Source organism: Pedobacter sp. (assembly GCF_041645105.1).
GTDB lineage: Bacteria > Bacteroidota > Bacteroidia > Sphingobacteriales > Sphingobacteriaceae > Pedobacter.
The window spans coordinates 53,339-71,115 of the sequence record NZ_JBAZQQ010000008.1 but is presented as its reverse complement, the minus strand read 5'-3'; the positions used below and the strand labels follow the sequence as shown (position 1 = coordinate 71,115).

Annotated in this window: 19 protein-coding genes and 1 tRNA gene; 8 read left to right on the top strand and 12 right to left on the bottom strand. The window is 37.2% G+C overall.

The genetic code is table 11. The features are described 5' to 3' along the window. Positions 1-17: 17 nt before the first annotated feature. The 5 genes from WC623_RS21185 (at position 18) to WC623_RS21165 (ending at position 3,005) form a co-directional block, all read left to right on the top strand. Positions 18-659 carry a hypothetical protein gene (locus WC623_RS21185; protein ID WP_372854877.1) on the top strand — a complete coding sequence of 214 codons (642 nt, stop codon included), beginning with the start codon at positions 18-20 and terminating at the stop codon, positions 657-659. Positions 660-689: 30 nt separating this feature from the next. Beyond that, entirely contained in the window at positions 690-1,148 is a 459-nt protein-coding gene (locus WC623_RS21180; protein WP_372854875.1) for a hypothetical protein, read from the top strand. A gap of 24 nt (positions 1,149-1,172) precedes the next feature. Then, on the top strand, positions 1,173-1,829 hold the full coding sequence (locus WC623_RS21175; protein ID WP_372854873.1) for a hypothetical protein: 657 nt from the start codon (positions 1,173-1,175) through the stop codon (positions 1,827-1,829). Between the two features lie 65 nt (positions 1,830-1,894). Next, positions 1,895-2,617, top strand: a complete 723-nt coding sequence (locus tag WC623_RS21170; protein WP_372854871.1) for a LytR/AlgR family response regulator transcription factor — start codon at positions 1,895-1,897, stop codon at positions 2,615-2,617. A gap of 130 nt (positions 2,618-2,747) precedes the next feature. Next, entirely contained in the window at positions 2,748-3,005 is a 258-nt protein-coding gene (locus WC623_RS21165; RefSeq protein WP_372854869.1) for a hypothetical protein, read from the top strand. A gap of 238 nt (positions 3,006-3,243) precedes the next feature. On the opposite strand, the gene WC623_RS21160 is transcribed toward WC623_RS21165, so the two are convergent. The 3 genes from WC623_RS21160 to WC623_RS21150 form a co-directional block, all read right to left on the bottom strand. Continuing rightward, positions 3,244-3,316 (bottom strand) — tRNA-Lys (locus WC623_RS21160). A 196-nt stretch (positions 3,317-3,512) separates the two neighbouring features. Continuing rightward, positions 3,513-4,148 (bottom strand): DUF6266 family protein, encoded by a 636-nt coding sequence (locus tag WC623_RS21155; RefSeq protein WP_372854867.1) that lies wholly within the window; start codon positions 4,146-4,148, stop codon positions 3,513-3,515. Positions 4,149-4,513: 365 nt separating this feature from the next. Next, positions 4,514-4,804: a SelT/SelW/SelH family protein gene (locus WC623_RS21150; RefSeq protein ID WP_372854865.1), complete on the bottom strand. Its 291-nt coding sequence runs from the start codon at positions 4,802-4,804 to the stop codon at positions 4,514-4,516. A 261-nt stretch (positions 4,805-5,065) separates the two neighbouring features. Between WC623_RS21150 and WC623_RS21145 the strand changes: the two genes are divergently transcribed. After that, a complete protein-coding gene (locus tag WC623_RS21145; RefSeq protein ID WP_372854863.1) occupies positions 5,066-6,043 on the top strand; it encodes a cytochrome c in 978 nt (325 codons plus the stop codon). 29 nt (positions 6,044-6,072) lie between these two features. On the opposite strand, the gene WC623_RS21140 is transcribed toward WC623_RS21145, so the two are convergent. Beyond that, complete coding sequence (locus WC623_RS21140; protein ID WP_372854861.1) at positions 6,073-7,044, bottom strand: LCP family protein; 972 nt, start codon at positions 7,042-7,044, stop codon at positions 6,073-6,075. Positions 7,045-7,173: 129 nt separating this feature from the next. Between WC623_RS21140 and WC623_RS21135 the strand changes: the two genes are divergently transcribed. Continuing rightward, positions 7,174-8,547 (top strand): NAD-dependent succinate-semialdehyde dehydrogenase, encoded by a 1,374-nt coding sequence (locus tag WC623_RS21135; RefSeq protein WP_372854859.1) that lies wholly within the window; start codon positions 7,174-7,176, stop codon positions 8,545-8,547. 7 nt (positions 8,548-8,554) lie between these two features. Here the strand turns inward: WC623_RS21135 and WC623_RS21130 are convergent, their stop codons facing one another. The 6 genes from WC623_RS21130 to WC623_RS21105 form a co-directional block, all read right to left on the bottom strand. Then, positions 8,555-9,160: a PEP/pyruvate-binding domain-containing protein gene (locus WC623_RS21130; protein ID WP_372854857.1), complete on the bottom strand. Its 606-nt coding sequence runs from the start codon at positions 9,158-9,160 to the stop codon at positions 8,555-8,557. A gap of 93 nt (positions 9,161-9,253) precedes the next feature. Next, a complete protein-coding gene (locus WC623_RS21125) occupies positions 9,254-9,880 on the bottom strand; it encodes a hypothetical protein (protein ID WP_372854855.1) in 627 nt (208 codons plus the stop codon). A gap of 260 nt (positions 9,881-10,140) precedes the next feature. After that, a complete protein-coding gene (locus WC623_RS21120; protein WP_372854853.1) occupies positions 10,141-10,296 on the bottom strand; it encodes a hypothetical protein in 156 nt (51 codons plus the stop codon). A gap of 32 nt (positions 10,297-10,328) precedes the next feature. Then, a complete protein-coding gene (locus WC623_RS21115) occupies positions 10,329-10,568 on the bottom strand; it encodes a hypothetical protein (RefSeq protein ID WP_372854851.1) in 240 nt (79 codons plus the stop codon). Positions 10,569-10,609: 41 nt separating this feature from the next. Continuing rightward, positions 10,610-11,017, bottom strand: coding sequence for a DoxX family protein (locus WC623_RS21110; protein WP_372854849.1), 408 nt, complete (start codon positions 11,015-11,017; stop codon positions 10,610-10,612). A 23-nt stretch (positions 11,018-11,040) separates the two neighbouring features. After that, complete coding sequence (locus WC623_RS21105; RefSeq protein WP_372854847.1) at positions 11,041-12,120, bottom strand: universal stress protein; 1,080 nt, start codon at positions 12,118-12,120, stop codon at positions 11,041-11,043. 105 nt (positions 12,121-12,225) lie between these two features. On the opposite strand from WC623_RS21105, the gene WC623_RS21100 reads away from it, so the two are divergent. Next, a complete protein-coding gene (locus tag WC623_RS21100; protein ID WP_372854845.1) occupies positions 12,226-13,716 on the top strand; it encodes a succinate CoA transferase in 1,491 nt (496 codons plus the stop codon). Between the two features lie 4 nt (positions 13,717-13,720). On the opposite strand, the gene WC623_RS21095 is transcribed toward WC623_RS21100, so the two are convergent. Together WC623_RS21095 and WC623_RS21090 are read right to left on the bottom strand one after the other, a co-directional pair. Then, a complete protein-coding gene (locus tag WC623_RS21095) occupies positions 13,721-15,562 on the bottom strand; it encodes a carbon starvation protein A (protein ID WP_372854843.1) in 1,842 nt (613 codons plus the stop codon). A 217-nt stretch (positions 15,563-15,779) separates the two neighbouring features. Then, on the bottom strand, positions 15,780-17,777 hold the full coding sequence (locus WC623_RS21090; RefSeq protein WP_372854841.1) for an FAD-dependent oxidoreductase: 1,998 nt from the start codon (positions 17,775-17,777) through the stop codon (positions 15,780-15,782).

The window sequence follows — 17,777 nt, the reverse complement described above, 5'->3', positions numbered from 1 at the left end:
ACTAAAACCAATCAATTATGAAAAATTTATTATTTATTACGCTATGCTTTTTAAGCATTTGTTATATGGCCCAAGCGCAAACAAAAAAGCCTGTTAAAAAAACAACTATAACCGCTAAAACAACACCAGCCAAAACTACGGCTACCACCAAAACAACAACTAAGCCTGTAGATACTGATGAAAAAACTGGGGTTAAACATGCAAGTAAATCTGCTAAGCAAACTAAAGCAAATGCTGGAAATACAACGAGCTACAAAGCGGCCCTTGGTTTAAAATTTATCTACGGTGTTGCGCTTACTGGAAAAGTCTTCATCAAAGAAAATGCTGCATTAGAGGGTATTTTGAGATATAACGGTGCTAGTGGTTTGGGCAGCAACATTGCATTTACTGGCTTTTACGAATATCATGCACCAATTAAAGGTGTTGATGGTTTGCATTGGTACCTTGGCGGTGGTGGTCATGTAAACCATTTCAGTTGGAAAGATAGCGATGCGGATGCCGTTACCACATTTGGTGTAGCAGGTGTTTTAGGTTTAGAATACAAATTTGCTAACCTGCCATTGGCCATTAGTGCCGATTGGCAGCCTGCATATATTATTAGTAGTCCCTCTGGTTTCTCTGCAGAAAATGGTGGTATCGGTATTAAATACACTTTCTAAATTTTAGGGAAATAATTAAAAAAAAAGCACATGAAAACTTTAATCATCATCAGTTACATTTTATTTGGCGTACTACAAACCACTCCAGTAAAAATTAAGGTAAAACCTGAAGTAACTCAAATACAACAAGCTAACCGTATACCTCGACTTCAAATTTATTTTCCAAAAAACGGACAAAAGGTACGAGGTAGATATTCAATTTACGGCTATACAGAACCTAATATGAAACTTAAAGTACAAATTACAAGCACCTATTACGAAACGCTTTACAACAATCAAAAAGAAACCATCAGTAAGGGTAAAGGGCCAATAAACAGGATAAATAGAACCTATCCATTAACTGCGAATAAAATTGGTTATTGGGAGCTAAAAGATATCGATTTAACTAATAGAAATTGGGAAGAAGACTTTACCATTAAGGCAATTGTTGAAGGGCGCACTGCAACCATATCGGTTTACGACCATACCCATCCAATTGTGATTGATTAATGTAATCTCAATAAAAAAAAAGCTATGAAAAGTTCAAATTACATAAAACCAATATTCGTATTTTTTATAATATTTGTTGCTTCTTTTAGGGCAAACAGTCAAACTACGGATCTTAAAGATTATGTGATCACTGGTTATTATGCAAATTCTGCCACTGCTATTTTTAAAACACCATTTATATTTAATATGGGCGAAAATAATACCTTCCAATACCTCACTGTAGATGGTAAGTTACATGAAGGAAAATATACTGTTGTTAACAACAACCTAAAACTCGAGTTTATTAGCGGAGAATACAATTTTAGAATTAATGGCGCTACGCTTGTTCCTGTAAACAACCGAACCTTCGCCAAACTTGAAAAGAAGATTTTTGGAAATAGACTAAAGGGCAATCGTTTTACTGGTATTTTATATAAACAGAATTCAAATGTTGCTGTTCGCACAAATTATCAATTTATTGGAGATAAGTTTGGGATATCTGATGAAAATAGCAAAGGGATGTCTTTTCAAGAATACACCCTAGTTGGTAACATGGCAGGCTACAAATGGAATGGCCCTGGTGGATTTAAGTCATTGATATCACATCGAATTTTTGCTTTATACGGAGATCAGTTGGTGGTGATGAATATTTATAGAAATGGAGGTGCTACCTACGGCATTTTGGATTTAGTAACTAAATAAATAGAACTTGGAAACATATTGCATACACCAAAGAAATAAACGAAATTTAACTAAACGAACTAGCTATGTTAAAAGCAGCGATATTGGACGATGAGGTTAAGGGGAGCAAACTGCTTAGCCAGAAGCTTGAATTTTTTGAAGATGAATTACAGGTTGTGGGCATTTTCAATCAGCCGGCCAAGGCGTTAAGCTCCATTATTGAGCTTAAACCAGATGTGCTTTTTTTAGATGTTGAAATGCCTGGAATAAATGGGTTTCAGTTTCTAGAACGCTTAGGCAGCTTTGATTTTGAAGTTATTTTTACTACCGCATACGATAGCTATACTCTTGAGGCACTTCGGTTAAGTGCCGTAGATTATTTGCTTAAACCAGTTGATGAAGAAGAACTGAAAACCGCCATTACCCGGTTAAGAAAACGTGTAGCAGAAAAATCTAACTACAAATCCTTAAAAAAAGAAAAGGTCAATAGCAATAGGTTGGCGTTGACTACTGCCGAAGGCGTATATATTGTAGATAAGACTCAAATTATCAGGATTGAAGCCATGAGCAACTACAGCGTATTTATACTGTCAGACAGTAAAAAAATAGTGGTATCCAAAACCCTAAAAGAATTTGAAAACATATTAGACGATGAGTTTTTTACCCGCATTAGCCGTTCGATAATTATCAATTTAACTTATGTAGTTAAATATCGTAAAGGAGATGGCGGAACTTTAGAGCTTTCTGATGGCTCAGAAGTAGAAGTATCAACCCAAAGAAAAGAGGCCTTATTACAGAAGCTATTTTGATACTAACGAAAGAAGAAATCATCAACCATGATTAGCTAAGGCTTCTTAAAAACATAAATGCATTTTATACAAGTGGAGCCAATCGATGATTGAAAAATACAGTTTAAGTTAATCGATAAAACTATACAATATGAGAAAGACTTTATCAATCTTACTACTAAGCTGGTTTTGCTTAACAGCAAAAGCCCAGAACAACTACTTTGAAATCTATACGGATTCTGCTGCATTGAAAAACCAAAACGATGAACTAATTCGTGATATTGAAACAAAAGTAAAACTTGTTGAGCCTTCTTTTAGTTTCAAAGGACTTACAACAGAAATTCCAAAAACGTTTATGCCAGGGCAATATAGGTCCAAGCCAAATAAAATCTACCAGCTAACCTGGTAAATAGGTGGACCACCAATGGAAAGTTTTCTCACAGAAATGGGTGGAACCGCAGACAAAGGCAAATCTTTAGCTGCCCTATTTTTTTATGGATTTTTCCTGCCCCATGAAGTTGGACACGCCTGCAACATCATACAAACAAGGTTCCTGAAAACGCTTACGACGCAGAGTAATATTTTTATATTGAGATTTTGGCAATCCGTTAATACAAAAAAGCCTCAATTTACATTGAGGCTTTCAGTGATCCCGCTGGGATTCGAACCCAGGACCACTACATTAAAAGTGTAATGCTCTACCAGCTGAGCTACGGAATCAATAATTCTTGTTGAACTATTACTCTAAGTGTTTCCCTTTTGAGTGGTGCAAATATAGGGCTACTATATATATTGTCCAAACAATTAATTAATAAATCCGCTACTACGCTGATATTAAGCCAAATTATTTATTTCTGGAAGATAAATCACTACTGTTTTAAGATAGAAAACATAGTAATTTGTATTAAAAAACAATTTAAAGTACAGTAACTACACCTAGGTACTGACTATTACTTCTTCTTTTTCTGTCTTCAGATACAAAAGCAAGATATGCATGAACAGTTTTGCCAGAAAAATTTTTCTCCAGCTTAAACGTTCCGGTTTCTAGCTTGCGTTTTGCTGCTGCAGTATCAAATTCAGCTTCCGGCTCTTCCGCATCAAGATCATACAACAAAAACATCGCCCTGTCATCATGTACATGCCTGCCGCCCGACCAATTAAAGGTAACGGTATTTGGACTCTCAGATACAACACTGGCATTTTCTGCCAAATCCAAATCACCATAACTCACCAATACCAACTCAGGATCGATATAAAAACCTGCGTCATCTTTTACAATGGAATTTTTAGACAGATGTGATTTTGCTGCGACAAAACCTCTATATCTCACGCTATACCCCATAAACCCTACTCGTAAAAACTCAGTAATCGGTTGTAACCATACCTGTGAAGCTGCAAATATCGTCTGATTTTTCAATTCACCCTTGGTAAAAGGAACAGTACGTTCTTTTGGCAAGCTTCGGATAACATCCTGATCATCTAAACGATAACCTACAACAGTTCCAATTTTGCCTGTAATACCACCTAAAATGCCATTCTTAATAATTGCCATAATAATCCTGTTTTAATGTAAAAAGTAAATAATTAGACCCAACTTAACCGATTAACATAAAGTAAATAAAATATTAAAAGGAGATAACAAGAATATTGCAAGGATTTGTCCCTGTTATGTCCCTGTTATATCCCTATTATTCCCCTGTTACCTCCCTATAAAAATAGAGTAAAATCCCTGGAGATTCCGAGTAGCGATACACTAATACTATAAAAATTAACTTTTGGTTAACAACCAATATATCAAGACCTGGCATTTGCTTGAAAACCAATAAAAACAATGCTAGAAATCAACAACATATATACAAGAAAAGCACAAAAGGTACTTCTTCATAATATAGGTTAATCTTTACTTGTCTTTTTCAATTAAACCGTTTTATCAGAATGCCCAAGGTTCTTCTCAGGACTAACAACATCTCGAACCAATTGTTTTAATTCTTTTATTTCAGGAAACTTCCCCTGCTCCTTTCGATCGAAAACAATTACCCCATCAATACTAATAATATAGGCTCCTTCTACTTCTGCAGGTTTTAACATTACACCTTCAATTTCATCAGTAAAAGTAGTTAATAGCTCTTGCGCCATATAGGCTGCTCTAAGCATCCAGCCACACTTCGGACAATACTCAATACAAACAGTTGGTTTTAAAGCTTTCATAATAGTCAAAACTAAACATTATCTCCATACCTAAGTAATATCTAACAAATTCAACCAAACTTATCGCGATCAAACGCCCCATGACAAACTGTATTACAGGTAATTACAATACAAATATTTCAGATCACAAAATATAAATAGTATAAAAAACCTCAATTACATATACAAGAACAGTGTTTTTAAAATTCAATAAAAAATAAAATTATTCCCTTTAGATAAATTGTTATTTTTGATTATTGGCATTCTCTAACTAAAAGAAAAATGAAAAAATTTCAAAAGACGCTCATCTACATAGCCCTGGTGTTATTCATCGTGATAGGCTCAGCTTTAAGCTATGTAAAATTCGCCTTACCTAATGTGGGTGACTCACCCGATTTAAAAATAGAAGTAACAGCAGAACGTATTGAAAATGGCAAATACCTGGCTAACCACGTTACGCTTTGTATAGATTGCCATTCTCAACGAGATTGGACTTCATTTTCTGGCCCTCCTGTACCTGGGTCCTTAGGTAAAGGTGGCGAAAAGTTCGATGAATCGATTGGATTTCCTGGCACAGTATATTCCCCTAACATCACTCCATTTAATTTAAAAAACTGGACTGATGGTGAACTTTTTCGCTTGATTACAACAGGGGTGACAAAAGATGGAAAAGCCTTGATCAACCTGATGCCTTATCCTGCATATAGTAAAATGGATAAAGAAGATATATACGATATTATAGCCTATATCCGTACACTGCCTGAACAATCTTCTGAGATTCCTGAACGCAAACTAAATGTACCATTAAATTTCATCGTTAACACCATTCCTGCCCCTGCTACATTGCAAACAAAACCTTTACCTTCTGATACATTAAAATATGGTGGATATCTGGTTAATGCAGCTGCTTGTGTAGATTGTCACACTAAACAAGATAAAGGCAGCAATCTGAAAGGGATGGAATTTGCAGGTGGCAGAGATTTCATGATGCCTTCCGGAACAGTATATTCTACGAATATTACAGCTGATAAAACTACAGGTATAGGAAACTGGACTGCAAAGCTATTTATCAATAAATTTAAAGCCCATGCACAATCTGGTAACACAGACAGTACAAGCATTGATAACCAGTTCCAAACGGTAATGCCATGGACCATGTATGGAGGTCTAAAAGAAAGTGATTTAAGCGCAATGTTCGCCTATCTTAAAACGATCAAACCTATCAACCACCAGGTCACCAGATTTGTCCCTAAAAAATAGCCAACCAGGTATTTTAATTAAGCCTGTTTCTATTTAGACACAGGCTTAATGCTTTTATAAATAAAATTATGAATTGAATTTGTAGTGGTTTTTAAATCTGTAGTGAGGTACCAGATGTTGTTGATTTTTTTACCCGCACTTTGCCCATCAAGTGGAAATCTTGCCTGATCTATCTCTTTATTTTTAGCATTCAAAATTGCTCCTGCAAAGCTCATTAAAGTGAAACTAGCCATACTAGTTTCTAAGTTTGGTAATACTTGTGAAGCTAATACCGGGAACTTTTCCGGACCGGCATTTTTCATTTTATTGAATAAAGCTACAAGAACTGATCTTTGTCTCTCAGTACGCTCCCAATCACCATTACCTACCGCTCTAATCCTGGTATATGCAACCGTCTGACGGCCACTTAGATTCTGAAGACCTGCGTTATTTACATGTACAGCTGGTATTTTATCATATATAGCCAACTCATTAAGATAGTTATTCAGAAATTCGAGTTCTGGTTGTTTTACATTCACCTCTACTCCACCCAATGCATCTACAATCTTTGCCGCACTATAAAAATCAACATTCATATAATCTTTAATATCCATATCAAAGTTCTGATTGATGGTTTTTATAGCAAGCTGTGGTCCTCCAAGTGAATATGCAGCGTTTATTTTATCCTTGCCATGTCCCTCGATATCTACATAAGTATCTCTCATAATCGAAGACATTTTTATTTTCCCACTTTGTTGATCTAATGAAATAATCATGATCACATCAGAATTGGCTTTATCACCATCCTGACGCCTGTCTACCGCAAATAAAGCAAGGTTTGTCGGGGGATTTGTCATGGCTTTTACCCTATCCATCGTTTTTTGAGAGATACCCAACGCTGCTGGAGTTCTGTTTAATTGCACAGCTACTGGTTTGGTATCTGCATAGCCATTAGGTGTTTCTTGCGCAAAACCATTAAAAGCTGCAACTATTAAAAATATAAATACCGTTAATTTTTTCATCGTTATAATCTTAAATTTTATTCAATGTATACTATACATTATGCAACATCCCTGCCGCTCTTTTTTTAAGTGTAAGATGAATTGAATATTGAGATGAAATTTGCTCATATTTATAGAAAAAATATACATATGGGCATACAATCCATTAATCCTGCTAATGGGAAAATCATCAAATCTTATAGAGAACATAATGACGAAGCAGTTATACGCAAAGTATCCCAAACTCATAAGGCATGGCTCAGTTGGCGTAATAGTGATTTTTCGATCAGATCTACATTACTGATTAACCTCGCTGATCAGCTCGATAAGGAAAAGGAAAACTTAGCGCAATTAATGGCTTACGAGATGGGAAAGCCGCTTAAAGAAGGTGTTGCAGAAATTGAAAAATGTGCATCAGTTTGCAACTATTATGCTGAAGAAGCTCAGGGCTTTTTAAAAGATCAGCTGATCAAAACTGAGGCTGCCAAAAGCTATGTAAGTTTCCAGCCTATCGGTGTAATATTGGCTATAATGCCATGGAATTTTCCATTTTGGCAAGTATTCAGATTCCTTGCTCCTGCTTTAATGGCGGGCAATTGCGGTGTACTTAAACATGCTTCAAATGTTCCTGGTTGTGCACTGGCAATTGAGAAACTGGTCAAGAATGCTGGTTTTCCAGATCATGTTTTTCAAACATTAATGATCGGTAGCAAGGCTGTAGTTAAAGTAATTGAGAACCCTTTAATTAAAGCAGTTACCCTAACAGGAAGTACTGAAGCTGGAATTAAAGTTGCCGCCCAGGCTGGTGCTCTACTTAAGAAAACCGTATTAGAGCTTGGAGGTAGCGATGCTTATGTGGTTTTAGCTGATGCTGATCTGGAATCGGCAGCTGAAATTTGCGCGAATAGCAGACTGATCAATAACGGACAAAGTTGTATTTCAGCCAAAAGATTCATTGTTGTTAAAGAGGTTGAAAAGAAATTTACATCTCTTTTTGTTGAAAAAATGAAGCAGCGAAAAACTGGAGATCCATTAGAAAAGGATACAAATCTTGGCCCCATGGCAAGGGAAGATCTTAGGGATGAGCTTCATCAGCAGGTATTGAAAAATATTGAATTAGGGGCTAAATGTATTTTGGGAGGTCAGATTCCAAAACTTAAAGGTAAACATGCTTATTATGTACCTACAGTACTTAGTGGCATAAAAGTAGGAATGCCGGCTTACAGCGAGGAAATGTTTGGCCCTGTTGCGGCAATTTTAACGGCTAAAGACACAGAACATGCTATTAAACTGGCTAACGATACAAGTTTCGGATTGGGTGCCGCAATTTTTACTAAGAATGTAGCATTGGGTGAAGAAATTGCGAGAACGAAATTGCAGGCTGGTTCCTGTTTTGTAAATGCATTGGTGAAATCAGATCCCAGATTACCATTTGGTGGCATCAATCAATCTGGATACGGTCGTGAATTAGGTTCATTCGGAATCCAGGAGTTTGTAAATATCAAAACCGTTTACGTTAAATAGGCTACTCCTATTCAGTAAATTCAAAAGAATTATCAATATCAGCGGGAACCATTTCCTGAATTCCCGCTGATAAAAAGATCCTGTTATGATCGTATCCTTTATCTTCCCGGTAACGAATAGCCCGATCACTATAAAGTGAGGCGTAACATTGCTTTATAGCATGGAGTAGTGCATAATTTCCTTTAATGTTCAAGTACGAATCGTGAAGCCCTGAAAATTCTACCTCGGGAGCATCTTCGGCTATCGCAGTACTTCTTACAGCAACGCCTAATGTTGTATGATTAAATACAGATTCATAACTGGCAATAATGGCCATACCGATATCATTCGCTAAACGACCAGACAAAATAAGTGCCCTGGCCTGTCTGCCAATATCTGTTAAATTATGGTAATCTGTCCTATCTAGATCTTTCATCAGCAATGAAAGTGGCCAGGTCAGTTCATTGTAATGCAGATAATGCCTGTATGCAGAGGCGGTAACTACAAATCCTTTGGGGACAACTATTCCTTTTGGACTTAAATGTTTATACATCTCACATAATGATGCATTTTTTGCACCAACTTCAGCGATATCTTTAGCGCCGATCTCATTATATATTTTAATATAATCCATCGTTCCAAATTTAGAGGATGGTACACAAAAAAATAATGATTTATATCATATTAAAGGCTGATAATAGTTAGTTATACTAAGAGAACTAAACTGTTAGGATAGCATATGTGCTAAAATTGGATGACACTTTTCACGACATGGAGGATAAAATTGTCCGTGTTTCCAGTGTGCTGATTTAGGAGATAGTCCCCACCAAAACTCTGCCATAGCTAAAGGTTCCATACCATTGCTAAAAGCGTACTGAAGCAATTTAGGAGCTGCACACTCTCCTGCTCCGGCTGATGGTTTTCCTGCTGCTGTATGCTCGAAAACCTGCATTAGCCCTTTTGATATGCCGGATTTATTCAAAAAATGATATTGCTCGAATATCTTGTCTTGCAGGTTATTTGAATGGTTTTTTCTTAATAGCTTTAAGTGTTGAATTTCCTGGTTAAGACTTTTATCTTCCTCAGCTTCGAGCGTTCTGATTTCTTCGCTCATACGACTTAGTTCTTCCATTCCGGAATTTAAAAACCCTCCGGATTCCAGCCCGTCAAATATGGGAGGAACAAATTTAGGATGATGGTTTTTACCTGCCAGTTTTCCTGAAAAAGCTGCTAAATATCCGATCTGGCCTTCTTTTTTCCTTACAACCAATACGCCAAACATTTTACCAATAACTACTCCTTCTGCATCGGCTAACAATCCGAAATTGTGCTCCCAATCCTGTTGGTGCTGCAAATGAAGTTGTAATTCTGTAGCTGCTAACTTGCATAGCGGATGTAGCTCATCGTTGATAGAAAAGCTTAAATCTCTAGCCAGTTCATTAATTTCAATCGAATCATCAAATGGACAGAAAGCAGAATTTTCAATATTTAAATTATTATTCAGACTGTTTTTTTTTAGAAGCCGTAAAGGTAAAGCTTAAATCACTGTGCTACAAATCTTTTGTAAACAACAAAAAGGCAGAGAAGACTCATCTTAGGATGGCTACTTAAATATTAGCTTAAAGGCGCACCTACAGCTATATCGCATCTATGCCCTGGAGCACCATGTGCCGGATTTAATTTTACATCACGAACAGTTGGAACAGCTTGTTGCTGAACTTCTGGTTGCATATTTACAGGAGCTTCTAATGCCTTAGGTTGAGCTGGCAAGTTTTCAGCTACTAAATCTGTGCCAACAGGAATTACACAATCATGAAAAGGCTGGCCAGTATAGCTACTCCCAGGGCCAACAAGAGCCAATATATGATTCCACTGATCAGTTCATTTTCAGGAAGCTGATCTTTGTTTGTGGCATACTTATCTATGATATGCCCGAATATAATCGGATCTAGCAGACTTAGTAATTGTGAAGATGCGGCAAGTAAAAGTGATAAAACAATTAATAGTCGATGCGGACGAAGATACTTCCATAATATATCCATAGACGATTTTAGCTTGCAGTAAGTAAACGTAGCACTTAAAGTTATACTAGAGGTGAATCCTCCACATACTTTTCATCCAAACTCATTGGTCCCGAACCAAAATAACCTATCAGTACTGCTGCACCGAGCATTGAGATATTTTTCATAAACATAGTCAGCTGCATTTGTTGTACAACAGGATCTGCTTCAACCCAAAATGGATGCATTATAAAAGTAACAGGTAACAAGAAAATGATGATTAGAAATGCGCCTAAACGGGCTTTATATCCCAAAATGATGCTCAATGCTCCAATGGCTGCTATTACACCCGAAAGGGGAACCAAAATACTTGCTATTGGCACCCCTTTATCTGCAGAATATTGAATGCTTTCTGTTGAAAAATGCCCTATTGAAGACGTTAAAAATATAAGGCAGAATAGAATACGTCCAATCAATACAAAGATTTTCATAACGAGATATTTTTATAAATATACTATATGTCTTCTTTAAAAAGCAATAATGGTAAATAGCTATGATAAGTGAGTTTTTTTGTCATACTAGTATGAAACAAGCTTTCAATGAATCCATAAAGTTTGGGAACAGTAATAACCAATTCGGCCCCCTTATTCCTGGCAAATTCCATTATTCCTTCTGCAGTATCTTTATGATCGATATAATGATATTCAGGCTCCTGTTCATCCCATAATTCATGTAAATGAGTCATTTCTTTTATCGTATCTGTAGTAAAATGTTTTCCTTCAGAGTCAACATTCAAGATCAGTAATTTTGCTCCCAGAGCTTTTAAAAAGGTTTTTATGGCTAGTACAGGCGTTGACTCAGAAACGCGTTTAAGGTCGCAGGCAAAAACAACGGTTTTTATGGGTTTGAATTTCGCTACAGCTGGTATAATTAATAGAGGAGCAATACAATCTTTGACAAGACTGAGGGTGTTGCTGCCAACCATCACTCTCTCAAAACTACTTTTCCCTGTAATACCAGCAACAACAAGACCAACATACAGCTGCTGAACTAGGGAATTTACGCCATAAATCAGGTTTCTTTCATCCGTACGGACTTCCATTTCCGCTTTGCCAGAACCTGCTTCTTCAAGTTCAGTCTTTAACATATTGATATTTTTAATACTTACCTCATGCGACTCAAGGGGTAATCCAGAAATGGGTGCAAAAGAAGTAGCGGGAAGTGCAACGGATTCATAAGAATGATACAGGATTATTTTTTGAGAATTCAATTGCTGAGCAAGTTCTGTTGCATACCTTGCTGCATTTAATGCTTCATCAGAAAAATCAGTCAACACCAGCATATGCTTTACGCTGTACCTTTCTATCAACTTCTTCTCTATCGCCCACTCAAGCTCCTCAAAATCCTTATTGGAAAAGTTTCGGGGACCTAGTTGTATAACTTTCCAATCACCCTTAGGTGAACGATCTAATAAAATCGGGTCCGACTCTTTAGTCACCAGTTCTACTTTAAATTTCTGATGATGACTATGTTCGGTAACAATTGCATTCAGGTTCAGATTTCCAACCCTGAACATTACAGAAAATGTTTCCATGACAACGTTCCTCCATTTTTCAGTACGTTAATCTAAGAGCCTTAATTCATATTTAAAATAACAATCCTGAATCGGATTAGTTCCAAATTTGTGTAACTTAATTGGATGTACGAAAACAGAATCAAAAGAGCGGAATTAATCGACAGAATAATAACGCCTGAGCAAGCTGCTTCTTTATTTAAAGACAAGATGGTTGTAGCCTCAAGTGGTTTTACAAAATCCGGAGATAGCAAGGCTGTTTTACCTGCATTAGCAGAACGTGCAAAGAAAGATCCTTTGAAAATTACTTTGATGACTGGAGCTTCTTTAGGTTATGGAACGGATGGAGCCCTTGCTTCTTCGAATGCTTTATCCTTAAGATTGCCTTTTCAGGTTGACCCGGTTTTGCGTAAAGCCATTAATAATGGCGAAATTATGTTCATAGACCAACATTTAGGTGAAACTGCAAATTTGTTGCGTGCAAACAATTTCCCTAAAATAGATATTGCAGTGATAGAAGTAGCTATGATTGAAGCAGATGGCAGTTTGGTACTTACTACTTCTGTGGGTAACTCAGGAGCTTTTGCATTACTTGCTAATAAAATTATCATAGAGGTGAACCTATGTATTCCAGAAAACATTATTGGATTGCATGACCTTTTCTCTACAGGTGAATACCCAAATCGTTCAGAAATTCCAATTGTTGCCGCACATACCCGGGTAGGGTCTACACATGTCCATGTAGATCCAAATAAGATTATAGGCGTTGTAATTACCAATAAACAAGATAGCCCGGCAGAAATTTCAGCACCAGATGAAGCAACCGTGGCTATGGCTCAGCATCTGGTTGACTTTTTCGATCAGGAAGTGAAAAAAGGCAATCTTACAAAGTCGCTGCTCCCTTTACAGGCAGGAATTGGTAAAGTAGCTAATGCAGTTCTAGATGGTTTCAGATCGGGCGATTTTGAACATCTGACCATGTATTCTGAAGTTTTACAGGATAGCACTTTTGATTTGCTGGATTCAGGAAAAATGGACTTTGCTTCCGGCTCATCTATTACGGTCTCTGAGGCTTATTACGATCGCATTTTCAACAACATAGATAAATATAAAGACAAAGTTATTTTACGCCCTCAAAGTGTCAGCAATGCGGCTGAAGTGATCCGGAGATTGGGCGTAATTACCATGAATACTGCCCTTGAATGTGATATTTATGGAAATGTCAATTCTACACACATAAGTGGAATAAATATGATGAATGGAATTGGCGGTTCTGGTGATTTCTCCAGAAATGCTTATCTGAGCGTATTTGTTACTCAGTCTTTAGCAAAAGGCGGAAAGATCTCCAGTATCGTTCCAATGGTATCACATGTAGACCATACTGAGCATGATGTAGATGTGATTGTAACCGAACAAGGGCTTGCTGATCTTAGAGGGCTTGCTCCGCGTCAAAGAGCACAAACGATTATTGATCATTGCGTACATCCTGATTACCGTAAACAGTTACAGGATTATTTTGACCGCGCGCTTGAAAGAGGTGGACAAACGCCACATATCCTTGAAGAAGCATTTAGCTGGCATACCCGCTTAAGAGAAACCGGAACAATGAAAGCATGAACTGCTAGCGTTCTACCAGTTCCTTTACAGAATCTCCATAATGATCAATATGTTCCCCATCCATCGTTAAAAGTTTATGCCATCTCTTGAACGTATTGACAAATACAATTAGCATTAATATCATAGCTACCAATGCAAGGAATGCGAGTAAAAATTGTTCCTTAGGCATGTAGACATTTACAATCTGTTCATAACCGGCCCAAAAGGTAATTATAGCCATAAACACACCTGGAATGGCTGAACACAGGGCATATTTTTTCCTGTTCATCCGAATCAACATGGTTGTACAGACAATCAATCCACATGCAGCCAACAACTGGTTACTGATACCAAAGAGAGGCCAGATGCTACTCACGTTACCTGTATACACAAGATAACCCCAGGAGAAAGTAAACAGTAAGCTACTGATAATAATTCCCGGCATCCAATTCTTATCATTGAATCTAGGGATAACATTACCCAGCATTTCTTGTAAAAAGAATCTTCCAACTCTCGTTCCAGCATCGATAGCAGTTAAAATGAATACCGCTTCGAACATGATGGCAAAATTGTACCAGTAAGCCATTACATCATCCATGAAAGGGATCTTGTTAAAGATATGAGCCATACCTACAGCTAAAGATACCGCTCCACCTGTCCTGCCATGTAAATCTACCCCAATCATTTCACTAAAATGATCGAGGTCTACCGTATGCAATTCCGGATGTTGGGCAATGAAAGAGTCGTACATTTCCTTTGGAGTATTGATTGCAAAGTAATCGCCCGGCACCAAAGTACAAGCGGCAATAAGCGCCATCAGGGCAACAAATCCTTCAACCAACATTGCTCCATAACCTACAAAAAGGATTTCCTTTTCATTATTTAACATCTTAGGTGTAGTTCCTGTAGCAATAACAGCGTGAAAACCAGAGATAGCACCACAAGCAATAACAATAAAGATAAAAGGTAATACCGGACCCCCGATTATTGGTCCGCCGCCACTTACAAACTCAGTGAATGCAGGCATTTGCAAAGTTGGATGTACAAAAATGACACCCACAGCTAACATTAAAATTGTGCCGATTTTTAGGTAGGTAGACAAGTAATCACGTGGTACCAATAACAACCATACAGGTAATACCGAAGCTAAAAATCCATAAACAGTAATAGATATAGAGATGGTTTTAATATCCCAATGGAATATATCGCTTAGCATTTTGATTTTCATCAGCTCATGTCCACCGATAATCGCTGCAATCAATAATACCCCACCGATAATACTTGCTATAGTCACACTGTCTTTTCTATACCTCATGATCAATCCCATAATAACCGCGATAGGCATCGTTGCAATTACAGTAAACAATGACCAGGAAGCTTCATGCATGGCACTGATACAGGCCAATGATAAACCCGCTAAGGTTAAGATCAGGATAAATAGAATAGCAAATCCGGCTATGATACCAGTTACTTTACCAATTTCCTTACCAGCGATAGTAGCTAAACTTTCACCTTTATGACGTACTGAAGCAAATAACACGACCATATCATGAACCCCGCCTGCCAGAACACATCCGATTAAAATCCATAATGTACCAGGCAAATAGCCAAATTGTGCTGCCAATACAGGGCCTACTAATGGTCCGGCCGCAGCAATAGCAGCAAAATGGTGCCCAAAAAGTACATTTTTATTGGTGGCTACATAATCTTTGCCATCTGCAAATTCTATGGCAGGGGTAACATTTGCAGCATTTAACCGCAATACCTTGTGGGCTAAATACAATCCATAATACCGATAGGCAATAGCAAAAACCAATAGCGAGACAAACACTAATGTAAGGGCGTTAACGCCGTTTAAAAACTCCATATTTAATTATCTGTTTTTTAAATATATTTATTTTTATGAAGCATTACTGATATTTTCAGAAATGATCATTTCAAAATCATTTTGTGAAAGTACATTTTTTTTTAATAAAAATACGCCTGCTTTTTGATGAAAAATAAAATCTTTCAAAACATTATAAATAAATTAAAAAAGCACACAATCCATTAAAAAAGGAGATCTTGATTTACTCCATTCATTCTTAATTATTTGGAACCAATAGCATGGCATTTGCGGCTACAATACCGGCAGCATCAGTTGTTAACACTTTAATGTAAGGATTATTTGCAAAGCTAAATTCAAACTCTCCTATCTCTACCCAGGTACTGCTTGTTTGCCCTTGTATCTTAACCTCATCTAATCTTAGGGTGATCATTTTCATTTCTTTTCCATTATAAATGGCCAACTGGACAGTTTTGTTGTTTGATTTACTTTTAGGGAAATAATAATAAGCTTTATAACTACCTGATGAGGCTTTCGGATTGAAGTTAAACTTCACATATTCATCTGCTTTCTTTGAATTATTTTCAAGATAATATTTCCCATAACCCTTTGCTATGATTTTTTTCCAGTTTCCTTCCATTTGTACAGCAGTGCTATCAGCCACCTGGCTAACCAGGTCGGGTTTGCGAAAATCGGCTTTAGGATTAGCTTTCAGTATTACTTTAATGGCATTTGCGTTTACATCCTGTACTTTAATTTTCTTATCAATAGCGATGCAAGCTGCAACCGCAGCTGATTGTCCCAATACCATGAATACAGGTTCCATCCTTATCGAACCAAAGGCTATATGAGAGGCGGATAAACAAACTGGAACCAAAAGGTTGTCGACTTCATTTCTTTTAGGAATAATGGCGCGATAAGAAATTGGGAATGGTGGGAACCCACCTACTTCGACATTTCCTTCATTTTTAACCATCCCATTGACCACTAATCGGTCGCAATTGTGCGAGTCCATAGTGTATGCAGCATAGCCAATATCATCTGTGACTACTTCTCTTCCCTGACAATGGTTCTGATTCATAACGACTTCTCCTACCAGTCTTCTGGCTTCACGGATATACAGTTGTGGCGACCAGTGGTTATTGTCCAGATACTCGTCTTTCGGATAACCCCAAAGTTGCATCTCTTTTCTGATGAATTCAGGAATTGCCGGATCGTTCCCAACAAAATATAACAATCCTTTAGTATAATCTTCATGTGCTTTTATGATCTCTTTTCTTTTCAAATAGCCAGCTTCCGGATATTCCCAATTAGCTCCGATCATGTCTGTCGACATTCCATTTCTGTTGTTGATATCAGTTTTAGAATTTGGCATCCTGCTCCAGATAAATACGTCGTTCAAACCCTTCCATGGTAGTATTTCTTTTTGTCTGATTAAGAGTTCATATCTTTTTGGATTGTAATTATCAGGTTTAGTGATTGGAATTCTATTCTTAGGGTCATTTGTTAAAGCAATACGGAAGTTATAGGCTTGTACCTTTTTATCTCCGGTTCCATCAGGTAACAAACTTTCCTTGTTAATCCCCCATAATAAACCACTTGCAGGATTACCCTTTTCTACATAAGGATCTACGCCATCAGGCAATTGATGGCCTTTCAGAAATTGTACACCACTCAGGGTTTCATTATAAACTTTATTATCTTCCCTACCTACAAAATAACTTGCTCCCGCCTTAGCCATCAGATCACCTTCGTAAGTACAGTCTAAGAACATTTTTGCTTTAACCCTAACATGCGCAGCACTTTTATGATCCAAATCTGCTACTACAATTTCTTTAATCCTACGGCCAGTTTTTGTTACAATTATCAACTGATTCTGATAAAGTACTTTTATACCACCTTGCTTTATGTAATCATTAAAAATGCCTAAGGCTACTTTCGGCTCAAAAATCCAGTTTTCAAGGTTACCATAATGAGTACCAAGTTTTCTATAAAAATCTAAAGCCAGGCCTGATACCACATACTTGTTTCCAATATCAGTTTGCCCTAATCCTCCTGCACTAAGTCCACCTAACCTATTTCCTGGTTCTATTAATATTACTTTTTTACCAGATTTGGCAGCGGTATACGCAGAAATCACTCCTGCCGAGCTACCTCCGTAGATACAAATATCTACAGAGATTTCTTTTATTGTATTTGCTACACTCAGCAAAGAGCTCAAGCATATTAAAAGGAATGGGTACCAGGCTTTTTTCAT